Here is a 10,442-nt window from a genome sequence, read left to right as displayed (position 1 = left end):
GCCGGGTCGGCGGACCCCGCCGCGCCGAGGACGACCGCGTCCCGGCGGTCCGGCGAGATCCGGTCCTCCTCGGCCAGCCGGGCGGCCAGCGCCCCGGCCAGCAGCGCGTCCGGGCCGAGCGGCCGGGACGTCACCGCCCCCGGCAGCAGGCGGCCCGCCCGGCCGGGGACGTCGACCAGGGCGTGGTACCCGCGCGCCAGCAGCAGCGGGACCACGACCACCGGGACGCCGCGCAGCCCCTCCGCCGCCTCCTCCAGCGACGGCTCGGACAGCTCGCCGTACGCCTCGGCCACCCGCAGGCCCGGACGCATCGCCCGGACCCGGTCCAGCAGCGCCCGCACCACCGCGGGCCCCGCCGGGTCCCTCGTGCCGTGCGCCACCGCGAGCAGCGCGGGCGGCGCGCCTCCGGCCTCAGCCACCGGCGCCCGCCGGGAGCCGGTCGGCGATCCGCGGGTCGCACGCCAGCCGGTACCCGCGCTTGACGACGGTCTCGACGATGCCGGGCCGGCCGAGACCGCGCCGCAGCCGCGCCACCGCCATCTCCACCGCGTGCTCGTCGGCCTGCGGGCGGGCGTCCCGCGGCCGCGCCTCCCGCGCCCAGGCCTCCCTGATGCCGGGCGCGACGGCCAGCCGGCCCGGCAGCACCCCGCACAGCTCCGCCCGCGACACCACGTGCCCGGGGCGCCGCGCGAGGGCCCGCAGGATCGCCATGGGCGCGGGCGCGATGGGCCTCAACTGGCCGTCCAGGACGACGGCGTGCCCGCGCAGCTCCAGCGAGAAGCCCCGCACCGACAGCCGCCGCGACCGCCGCCGCGGCAGGTCGGCGACCAGCGCCCGCACCAGCGCGCCGAGCCGGGCGCGTTCCGGCTGGACGGTCGGGACGCCGCGCTCGGTGAGCGCCTGCGCGGTGACCGGGCCGACGCACGCCGCCACGACATGGGTGCGCAGGGCCTCCAGCAGGGCCTCCTCCAGGTCGTCCTCGGCGGCGACCGCGAGCGTCGCGGCGACCGCCGGAGCGCTGGTGAAGGTGATCGCGTCGATGGTGCCCGCGACCGCCTGCCCGACGAGCCGGCGCAGCTGCGTGGAGTCCTCGGACCGCGACCAGCGGTACACCGGGATCTCGATCACCTCGGCGCCGGCAGCGCGCAGGGCCGCGATCAGCTCCGGCTGGCGCTCCCCGTACAGCTGCACGGCCACGCGCGCCCCGGCCGGCTCCCGGTCCAGCAGGTGCCGGATCACCTCGGCGCACTCCTCCGAGTCCGGCGACCAGCGCTCCTGCAGGCCCGCGGACCGGATCGCGCCGCGCGCCTTCGGGCCCCGCGCCAGGATGTCGGTCTCGGCCAGGCGCCCGATGAGCGCCTCGCGCATGCCGTGCCCGTCGGCCGCCTCCAGCCACGCCCGGAAACCGATCCCGGTCGTGACCACGACGTGGTCCAGGGGCCCGGACAGGCACGCCCGGGTGGCCTCCAGCAGCTCGGCGTCGTCGGCGAGCGGGACCAGGCGGATGGCGGGCGCCAGCACGACCCTCGCCCCGCGCCGCTCCAGCAGCGTCGCGAGCTCCTCGTGGCGCCGGGCCGCGGTCACGCCGACGGCGAACCCGGCCAGCGGCTCACTGCCGGTGCTCATCGGTGAGCGCCACCTCCACCCGGTCCCCGGAGCGGCGGACCGGGAAGGTCGGCAGCGCCACCCGCGGGTCGTCCAGGCACGCCCCGGTCCGCAGGTCGAACACCTGCTTGTACATGGGGGACGCGACGGTCGGCGCCTCGTCCCTGGTGCCGAGGATCCCCCGCGACATCACGTAGGCGCCGCTGAACGGGTCGAGGTTCGACAGCGCGTACAGGCCGCCGTCGAAGGTCCGGAAGATCGCCACCTGCGTCCCGTCCACCATCGCGCAGGCGCCCCGCTCGGGGGTCAGGCCGACGTAGGAGCAGATGTCGAACCAGCGGGCCGCGGGCCGGCCCGCCCGCTCCCTGACGATCGTCGCTTCGGGTGTCGTGGTCATCGCGCGGCAACCTCCTGGCGGGGAACTGTCCGATGGTCCGATACTCGGAAGGGGCGGTTTCGCGGTTGGGTCCCCTTTGTCACCGCCGTGTTAAAAGGGGCTCACCTCGCGCCGGGTGCGGCGCCGTCCCCCTCGGCGGGCAGGGGCCGCAGCCGGACGGCGCACACCTTGAACTCCGGCATCCGCGAGACCGGGTCCAGCGCGGGGTTGGTGAGCAGGTTCGCGCGGCCCTCCCCCGCCCAGTGGAACGGGATGAAGACGGTGTCGGAGCGGATCGCGCCGGTCAGCCGCGCGGTCACGGTGGCCGCGCCCCGGCGGCTCTCCACCCGCACGCCGGCGCCGTCCTCGATGCCGAGGCGCCCGGCCAGGTCGGGGTGCAGCTCGACGAACGGCCCCGGCGCCGCCTCGGCCAGCCGCCGGACGCGCCGGGTCTGCGCGCCCGACTGGTACTGCGCGAGGACGCGCCCGGTGGTCAGGTACACCGGGTAGTCGGCGTCGACGTCCTCGGCGGCGCCGCGGTGCTCGACGGGGACGAACCGCGCCCGCCCGTCGGGGGTGGGGAAGCGGTCCAGGTAGGGCCTCGGCGTTCCGGGGTGGTCCGGCGACGGGCAGGGCCAGAACACCCCGCCCTCGGCCTCGATCCGCTCGTAGGTGATGCCGGAGTAGTCGGCGGGGCCGCCCGCGCTCGCGCGGCGCAGCTCCCCGAACACCGCCCGCGGGTCGGTGCTCCACTCCCCCGGCGCCCTGAGCCGCTCGGCGAGCGCGGCGAGGATCTCCAGGTCGGTGCGCACGCCGCCCGGCGGGCGGACGGCGCGGCGCCGCCGCAGCACCCGGCCCTCCAGGTTCGTCATCGTCCCCGACTCCTCGGCCCACTGCGCGGTCGGCAGGACGACGTCGGCGCGCCGCGCGGTCTCCGACGGCACGAAGTCCGCCACCACGAGCAGGTCGAGCGCGCCGAGCCGCTCCTGCACGGCCGCGGCGCTGGGCGCCGACACGACGGGGTTGGACCCGAACAGCAGCAGCGCCTTCGGGCCGTCCGCGGTGCCGAGCGCCGACAGCAGCTCGTAGGCCGACCGTCCCGGCCCCGGCAGGGCGCCGGGGTCGACGCCCCAGACCCCGGCGACGTGCGCGCGGGCCTGCGGGTCGTCGATCCTGCGGTAGCCGGGCAGCTGGTCGGCCTTCTGGCCGTGCTCGCGCCCGCCCTGCCCGTTGCCCTGCCCCGTCAGGCACCCGTACCCGGAGCCCTCCCGGCCCGGCAGCCCGAGCGCGAGGGCCAGGTTGATGAAGGAACTGACGGTGTCGGTGCCGCGCGCGTGCTGCTCGGACCCCCGCGCCGTGAGGACGTGGGCGCGGGAGGCCCGGGCCAGCAGCCGGACGGCCTCGCGCATCAGCGGCACGGGCACGCCGGTGATGCGCTCGGCGCGGTCGGGCCAGTAGGCGTTGGCGACCGTCCGGACGGCGTCGAACCCGGTGGTGCGGGCCGCGATGTACTCCTCGTCGGCCAGGCCCTCGGCGAGCGCCAGGTGCAGCAGCCCGTTGGCGAGCGCGATGTCGGTGCCGGGCGTCGGCTGCAGGTGCAGGTCGGCCTGGCGGGCGGTGGCGGTGCGGCGCGGGTCCACGACGACGAGGGCGCCGCCGCCCTCGCGCATCCGCGCCAGGTGCCGCATGAACGGCGGCATCGTCTCGGCCGGGTTGCCGCCCGCGAGCAGGACCGCGCCGGACGCCGCGAGGTCGGTGACCGGGCCCGGCAGGCCGCGGTCCAGGCCGAACGCCCGCCCGGACGCGGCGGCCGCCGACGACATGCAGAAGCGCCCGTTGTAGTCGATCTGGGAGGTGCCGAGCGCGATCCGCGCGAACTTGCCGAGCTGGTACGCCTTCTCGTTGGTCAGCCCGCCGCCGCCGAACACCGCGACGGCGTCCGGCCCGTGCCGCTCGCGCAGCCGCCCGACCTCCGCGGTGACGCGGTCGAGCGCCTCGTCCCAGCCGCACGGCTCCAGCGGCGCGTCCCGGTCCCGGCGCATCAACGGCGCGGTCAGCCGGTCGGGGACGGTGAGCACCTCGGCCGCCGTCCACCCCTTCTGGCAGAGTCCTCCGCCGTTGGCCGGCACGTCGTCGCGCGGCGCCACCCGCGGGGGCTCCGTACCGCCGTCGTGCAGCGTCATGCCGCACTGCAGGGCGCAGTACGGGCAGTGCGTGGGAGTCTCGGCCATCCGCCGAGAGTCGGCGCGCCCGGTTTCACCGGCGAGTCCCGCGCGTGACCCCGGCGTTAAATGCCGTTCACCCCGTGCGCCCGGCGATGTCAAGGAGTCGGGCCCGCGGAGCCGCGACACGCCTTGACGAACGCGTGTCAAGCGTTGTCGATCCCTGTCATGGCCTATTCGTTGCCTTTTGCCCGGTTGTCGAACGGATTCGCGGTGCTCCGGCGATCTCGCGGACGGATGCGGCCGCCGTCCCGGGACGGCCGGAACCGGTCCGGGGTGATCACGCTTAACCTCGGAGCATGCCCGACCTTGCCTACTACGCCTCCCTGCCGCGGGCCCGCGGCGCCGCGGCCGCCCTGCTGCTGGACGACCTGGGGCGGGTGCTGCTGGTCAAGCCCACCTACAGCGAGGGCTGGTTCCTGCCCGGCGGGGTGATCGAGGCCGACGAGTCCCCGCTGTCGGCGTGCGTGCGCGAATGCGAGGAGGAGCTCGGCCTGGTCCCCCGGCTGCACGGCCTGGCCTGCGTCGACTGGGGATCGCCGCGCGACGACGGCGTCGACGCGGTCAACGTCTTCGTGTTCGGCGGCACCATCACCGGCGAGGAGATCGCGGCGATCCGGCTGCCTCCTGAGGAGCTGTCGGACCACATCCTCGTGGCACCGGAGAAGGTCCCCGAACTCGCGCCGCCGCATGTGTCGCGCCGGATGGAGCCCAGCCTGCGGGCCATGGCCGCCGGCAGCGCCGTCTACCTGGAGGACGGCCGCGAGCAGGCGTTCGGGACCGCCCGCGCCTGAACCGGGCCGGGCGGTCGCTCCGGCGCCCCGCCCGCACCCGCGACACGGCCCCACCCGTACCGCGGCTGGAGCCGCACCGCGCCTATCTCCGCAGCGCTCTACACCGACACGGCGTCCTGGATCGTGCGGGCGCGCTCCGGCTCCGCGGCATGGGCGCAGTGGGCGCAGCAGTAGAAGTGCCCGCCCACGTCCACGCCGTGCCCCATGATGCGGCACTGGCAGTGCTCGCAGATCGGCGCCATCTTGGTGACCGCGCACTCGAACGAGTCGAACGTGTGCACCTGGCCCTGCGCGTGCACCTCGAACGCCATCGCGTACTCGTTCCCGCAGACCTCGCAGGTTCCCATCCTCACGTCTCCGTTCCCCCGCCGCCTCCCCCTGCCTACCCGGGCGCGCCCGGGTCTACCCCGCACCTCACAGCGGGCGGGACACGCTGTGCAGCGGAGTTATCACTGCCGTATGACCGGTCACACACGGGCGAAACCCCGGATTCCTACGGTCGGGCCGTCCGAGCGACCCAAGGAGACCCCCTGATGACCGCCACGACCGAAGCCGCGCGCGCCGAGCGCACCCGTCCGCCGAAGGGCCGGTGGATCGACGACTGGCGCCCCGAGGACCCCGCCTTCTGGGCCGCGGGAGGCTCCCGGACGGCCCGCCGCAACCTCGTGTTCTCGATCTTCTCCGAGCACATCGGGTTCTCGGTGTGGACGCTGTGGTCGGTGCTGGTGCTGTTCCTCGGCCCCGCCTACGGCGTCGACCCGGCCGGCAAGTTCACCCTCACCGCCGTCCCGGCGCTCATCGGGGCGGCGCTGCGCATTCCCTACACCCTCGCCGTCGCCCGCTTCGGCGGCCGCAACTGGACGATCTTCAGCGCCGCGCTGCTGCTCGTCCCGGCGGTGCTGGCCGCCGTCCTCATCCAGCCGGGCGTCTCGTTCACCACGCTGCTGGTGCTGGCGGCCGTCGCGGGCGTCGGCGGCGGCAACTTCGCGTCCTCGATGGCCAACATCAACGCGTTCTACCCGCAGCGCCTCAAGGGCTGGGCCCTCGGGATCAACGCGGGCGGCGGCAACCTCGGCGTCGCCGTCGTCCAGCTCGTCGGGCTGGCCGTCCTCGCCACCGCCGGCAAGGACCACCCCGGCCTCGTCGCGGGCGTCTACATCCCGTTCATCGTCCTCGCCGCCCTCGGCGCCGCCCTCGCCATGGACAACCTCGCGCACGCCCGCAACGACGGGCGGGCCATGCGCGACGTCTGCCGGGACGGCCACACCTGGATCATGTCGGTGCTCTACATCGGCACCTTCGGGTCGTTCATCGGGTTCGGCTTCGCGTTCGGGCAGGTCCTGCAGGTGCAGTTCGCGGCCGAGTTCGACACGCCGATCAAGGCCGCCTACCTGACGTTCCTCGGCCCCGCGCTCGGGTCGCTGATCCGCCCCGGCGGCGGGTGGCTCGCCGACCGGCTCGGCGGCGCCAAGGTCACCTTCGCGACCTTCGTGGCGATGGCCGTCTCGGCGGCCCTCGTGCTCACCGCCTCGCGGCTCGGGTCGCTCGGGCTGTTCCTCACCGGCTTCGTGCTGCTGTTCGCCTTCAGCGGCCTCGGCAACGGCTCCACCTACAAGATGATCCCGGCGATCTTCAGGGCGAAGGCGCACGCCGGCGTCGCGGACGGCGGGGACCCGGACGCCGCCGAGCACGAGGCCCGCCGCCTGTCCGGCGCGCTCATCGGCATCGCGGGCGCCGTCGGCGCGTTCGGCGGCGTCCTGGTCAACATCGCGTTCCGGCAGTCGTTCCTGACCTACGGGACCGGCGACGGCGCGTACATCGCGTTCATCGCCTTCTACGCCGTGTGCTGCGCGCTCACCTGGCTGGTCTACCTGCGGGCCCGCCCGGGGAGGCCGGCGGGCGTCTGACGGCGGACTGCCGGCCCGAGCGCCGCCGCCGCGCCCGGCCGGGCCCCTCCCCGGGGTCCGGCCACCGCGGCGAGCGGCCCGAGGAGCGCAGCACCGCCTCCCACGCGTCCCCCGGCTCCAGCGGCAGGTGCGGGACGCCCCAGTGCCACGCCGGCACCAGCAGGTCAGGGTCGCGCGGCCGGTAGTCGGCCCCGATCGCGCGGGCCATGTCCCAGGCGTGCAGGTGCCACTCCACGCACGCCGCGCCCGCGTGGTCGCCGACCGTGTACTTGGTGCCCCGGTAGATCAGGTGCGTCCGGTCCCACATGTCGGGCATCAGGTCGGCGTACGCCCCCGCCGACACCCCGAACGCCAGGATCCGCTCCGGGCCGGGCTCGGGCGGCAGCACCGCCAGCTCGGCCGCGTTCTGCCGCGCCTGCTGCCTGATCAGCACCGCCGTGGCCGCGTCCTGCGCGAACAGCTTCGCCAGCCGGCTGTCGGGCGCGTCCTGGAGGTACTCCAGGAAGTTCTCCGCGACGCACCGCAGGTGCCCCGCGAGGTCGATCAGCTGCCAGTCGGCGCAGGGAGTCGGCACGTCCCAGTCGGCGACGGTCTCCGCCAGGGCGATGATCGCCTTCACGCCGTCCTGGTAGGACTCCAGTACGCGGCACCGGTCCGGCGGCGTGCGCTCCACGTGACATCCCCCAACGTCCAGAGCACCCTGTGCCCTCCCCGCCGGGACGCGCAGGCGCGAACGTGCGGCGCGAGCACCCCCGGCGTTCCCCGGAGAGGGCAGACTCTCAAAGTTCGGTGGCCCGTGCCACCCGGTGACGCCGTGTCGCCGCGTGCCCGCGGCGGCTCACACGCGGGCGGCGGGCCGCGTCCTGAAGCTCAGCCGGTGCGCCTCGCGCGCCGTGCGCAGGCGGTCGACCTCGTCGGTCCACGGGCGCACCGCCGGGCGCGCCTTGGCCTTGCGGTAGGCGATCTCGGCGGCGCGGCGCGTCTTGGCGTCCTGCGCCGGCGTCGAGTACACCTTCGGCCCCATCGCGACCCGCTCGGCCGCCTCGGCGGCGGCGAGCACGGCCGTCATCGCCCGGTCGAACGCGACCGTCAGCTCCCCCAGCTCCGGCTCGGCGGCGCCGGACGCCTGCGCGTCCCGCAGCGCCCGCTCCGCGTCGCCCGCCGCCGCGAGCCTGTCGTCGTACTCGGCGGCCAGCCGCTGGTCGGCCTCGTACGGCTCGGCGACGTCCTTGCTCACCCGGCGACCCAGCGGCATGGCGGTACTCCCTCGACGGTCGTGCAGTGTTCGATCGAGGTAAGCGTACGCGGGGTCCCGGCGTGTTGCGGCGGCGGACACCCGGCTTCGGCCCTTTACGTAGTAAGGTCTGTCCTCATGGTCAGGCAGCCCAGCATCAACGCCCAGAACCGCGCCCCCCTGTCCACCGAGCGGATCATCGAGGCGGCCCTGCGCATCGTGGACGGCCAGGGACTCGGCCGCCTCACCATGCGCCGCCTCGGCGACGCGCTGGAGGTCGAGGCGATGGCGATCTACCACCACCTCCCCCGGGGCAAGGAGCAGCTCCTGGACGGCCTGGTCGCGCACGTCGCGGCCGCCCCGGCCGACACGTCCGCCTCCGGGCGCTGGCAGGACGTGCTGCGGGCGTGGGCGGACGGCTACCGCGAGCGCCTGCTGGCCCACGCGGGCGTCCTCCCCCTGGTCGTCACCCGCCGCAACCCGGCCGCGCTCGCCGCCACCCTCGCGTCGCTGCGGGAGGTGCTGCGCCGCGGCGGCGTTGCCGAGGACGCCGCGGCCGTCGCCGCGCACACCCTGCTCGGCTACGTGATCGGCCACGCGGCCCTCGAGGTGCGCGGCACCGCCGAGGACGGCGCCGCCGCCCGGATCGCCTCCGGCGAGGACGGCGCGGTCGACTGGGACGCCCGCTTCCGCGCGGGCCTCGGCGTCGTCCTCGGCGGCGTGCGCTAGAACCGGTCAGTCCTCGATGAGGATGACCTCCAGGTGCCGGGGGCCGTGGGCGCCCTCGACCCGCGCCGCCTCGATGCCGTAGGTGGCGGACGGCCCGCTGATCCACGTCAGCGGGCGCGCCGGGTCGAGCCGCCCGACCGCCTCCGGGACCGTGCCGACGATCTGGTCGGCGTGCACCACGCACAGGTGGTAGCCGGGGACGAGGGTGAGCGCCCGCCTGCCCTGCGCCCGGCCGCCGTCCAGGACGACCGTGCCCGTCTGCGCGACGGCCACCGCGCACCCGGTGACGACGCCGTCCGACGCGGCGAGGGTCTCGAGGTCGACCGCCGGGGCGTCGGCCAGGGCCCGCACGCCGTCCAGCTCGGCGAGCCACCCGAAGGGCAGGTCAGCGGGGACGACGATCTGCTTGACCTCACGCCCCCACAGCGCGGCCGCCACGGCCGTGCCCGCCTCGTCCGCGCCGACGTGCCGGACCGCCGCGCGGTTGTCGGCGACCCGCTCGGTGAACAGCGCGAGGACGTCGGCCCTGGTCTCGGCGTCGGCCGCGGCCGGCCGCCGGGCGTAGCCGCGCGGAACCGGCGGGCGCGGGCCGCGGGCACCGCCGAGCGCCTCGCGGACCCGGCGCAGCACCTCCTCGCGCGAGCTCATGCCCGCGTCCTGTCCCACCAGCCGCGGAAGCTCTCGGCCGGCGGCGCGGGCAGGTCGCGGGCCTCGGTCCACTTGCCGAGCAGGCCCGGGAGGCGGCGGATCCGCCCGCCGCGCGACAGCAGCCGCGCCCAGCGTGCGCCGCGCCGCACCGCCGCCTCGTGGCGGCGCGGATCGCCGAGCGTCCAGGCGAGGCCGCGCATCAGCGCCATCTCGGGCGTCGGGACCGGGCGCCTCCGGCGCGACTCCACCACCTTCCCCCGCAGGTGCACCAGCAGGTCCGGGATGTCGATCTTCACGGGGCAGACGTCGGCGCACGCGCCGCAGAGCGTGGACGCGTAGGGCAGGGACGCGTCGGCGGCGCTCTCCACGCCCCGCGTCAGCGGGGTGAGCACCGCGCCGATCGGGCCGGGGTGGACGGGGCCGTAGGGGCGCCCGCCCGTCCGCTCGTAGACGGGGCAGACGTTCAGGCAGGCCGAGCAGCGGATGCAGCGCAGGGCGGCGCGGCCGACCTCGTCGGCGAGCGCGCGGGTGCGGCCGTTGTCGAGCAGGACGAGGTGGAAGGCGCGCGGCCCGTCGTCCGGCGTCACGCCCGTCCACGTCGAGACGTACGGGGTCATCCGGTCGCCGGTCGACGAGCGCGGCAGGAGCTGGAGGAACACCTCCATGTCATCCCATGTCGGGACGACCTTGTCGATACCGGCGACACTGATCAGCGTCTCCGGGAGCGTCAGGCACATCCGCGCGTTGCCCTCCGACTCCAGCAGGACCAGGGTGCCGGTCTCGGCCACCAGGAAGTTCGCGCCGGTGACCGCGACGCGGGCGCGCAGGAAGCGGTCGCGCAGGTGGGCGCGGGCGGCGGCGGTCAGCGCCTCGGGGTCGTCGGCCGGGCCCGGCCCGGCGGCCGGGACCGCGCGCCGGAACACCTCC

At 76.0% G+C, this 10,442-nt stretch carries 12 protein-coding genes; 3 read left to right on the top strand and 9 right to left on the bottom strand.

Going from position 1 to position 10,442, the window contains the following annotated elements; translation table 11 throughout:
- The 4 genes from ABWI04_RS39715 to ABWI04_RS39700 form a co-directional block, all read right to left on the bottom strand.
- The coding region (locus ABWI04_RS39715; RefSeq protein WP_353835623.1) for a sirohydrochlorin chelatase at nt 1–419 on the bottom strand (419 nt) is incomplete at its 3' end.
- Nucleotides 412–1,626, bottom strand: coding sequence for a uroporphyrinogen-III synthase (locus tag ABWI04_RS39710; RefSeq protein WP_345183930.1), 1,215 nt, complete (start codon nt 1,624–1,626; stop codon nt 412–414). The genes ABWI04_RS39715 and ABWI04_RS39710, both read right to left, overlap by 8 nt.
- Nucleotides 1,610–2,002, bottom strand: a complete 393-nt coding sequence (gene nirD / locus ABWI04_RS39705; RefSeq protein ID WP_345183932.1) for a nitrite reductase small subunit NirD — start codon at nt 2,000–2,002, stop codon at nt 1,610–1,612. Before nirD ends, ABWI04_RS39710 begins: the two co-directional genes overlap by 17 nt.
- A 101-nt stretch (nt 2,003–2,103) precedes the next feature.
- Complete coding sequence (locus ABWI04_RS39700) at nt 2,104–4,212, bottom strand: molybdopterin oxidoreductase family protein (RefSeq protein ID WP_353835622.1); 2,109 nt, start codon at nt 4,210–4,212, stop codon at nt 2,104–2,106.
- Between the two features lie 290 nt (nt 4,213–4,502).
- On the opposite strand from ABWI04_RS39700, the gene ABWI04_RS39695 reads away from it, so the two are divergent.
- Nucleotides 4,503–4,997: an NUDIX domain-containing protein gene (locus ABWI04_RS39695; RefSeq protein WP_353835621.1), complete on the top strand. Its 495-nt coding sequence runs from the start codon at nt 4,503–4,505 to the stop codon at nt 4,995–4,997.
- A 98-nt stretch (nt 4,998–5,095) separates the two neighbouring features.
- Here ABWI04_RS39695 and ABWI04_RS39690 read toward each other — a convergent pair whose 3' ends face one another.
- Nucleotides 5,096–5,344 carry a metallothionein gene (locus tag ABWI04_RS39690; RefSeq protein ID WP_345183963.1) on the bottom strand — a complete coding sequence of 83 codons (249 nt, stop codon included), beginning with the start codon at nt 5,342–5,344 and terminating at the stop codon, nt 5,096–5,098.
- Nucleotides 5,345–5,530: 186 nt separating this feature from the next.
- On the opposite strand from ABWI04_RS39690, the gene ABWI04_RS39685 reads away from it, so the two are divergent.
- The gene (locus tag ABWI04_RS39685; protein WP_353835620.1) at nt 5,531–6,904 is read left to right on the top strand and encodes a nitrate/nitrite transporter; all 1,374 of its coding nucleotides are present in this window, start codon (nt 5,531–5,533) and stop codon (nt 6,902–6,904) included.
- On the opposite strand, the gene ABWI04_RS39680 is transcribed toward ABWI04_RS39685, so the two are convergent.
- Together ABWI04_RS39680 and ABWI04_RS39675 are read right to left on the bottom strand one after the other, a co-directional pair.
- A complete protein-coding gene (locus ABWI04_RS39680; protein ID WP_345183940.1) occupies nt 6,852–7,577 on the bottom strand; it encodes a maleylpyruvate isomerase N-terminal domain-containing protein in 726 nt (241 codons plus the stop codon). The two genes, ABWI04_RS39685 and ABWI04_RS39680, sit on opposite strands and share 53 nt — an antisense overlap.
- A 165-nt stretch (nt 7,578–7,742) precedes the next feature.
- On the bottom strand, nt 7,743–8,159 hold the full coding sequence (locus tag ABWI04_RS39675; RefSeq protein WP_345183942.1) for a plectin: 417 nt from the start codon (nt 8,157–8,159) through the stop codon (nt 7,743–7,745).
- Nucleotides 8,160–8,276: 117 nt separating this feature from the next.
- On the opposite strand from ABWI04_RS39675, the gene ABWI04_RS39670 reads away from it, so the two are divergent.
- On the top strand, nt 8,277–8,867 hold the full coding sequence (locus tag ABWI04_RS39670) for a TetR/AcrR family transcriptional regulator C-terminal domain-containing protein (RefSeq protein ID WP_345183944.1): 591 nt from the start codon (nt 8,277–8,279) through the stop codon (nt 8,865–8,867).
- A gap of 6 nt (nt 8,868–8,873) precedes the next feature.
- Here the strand turns inward: ABWI04_RS39670 and ABWI04_RS39665 are convergent, their stop codons facing one another.
- A complete protein-coding gene (locus ABWI04_RS39665) occupies nt 8,874–9,515 on the bottom strand; it encodes a LutC/YkgG family protein (protein ID WP_345183946.1) in 642 nt (213 codons plus the stop codon).
- The coding region (locus ABWI04_RS39660; RefSeq protein WP_353835619.1) for an LUD domain-containing protein at nt 9,512–10,442 on the bottom strand (931 nt) is incomplete at its 5' end. The genes ABWI04_RS39665 and ABWI04_RS39660, both read right to left, overlap by 4 nt.

It is taken from the genome of Actinomadura sp. NPDC000929, from assembly GCF_040492065.1.
In the GTDB taxonomy this organism is placed as follows: domain Bacteria; phylum Actinomycetota; class Actinomycetes; order Streptosporangiales; family Streptosporangiaceae; genus Spirillospora; species Spirillospora verrucosospora.
Note: the sequence above shows the minus strand (reverse complement) of the source record. Positions and strands in the feature narration are given on the sequence as shown.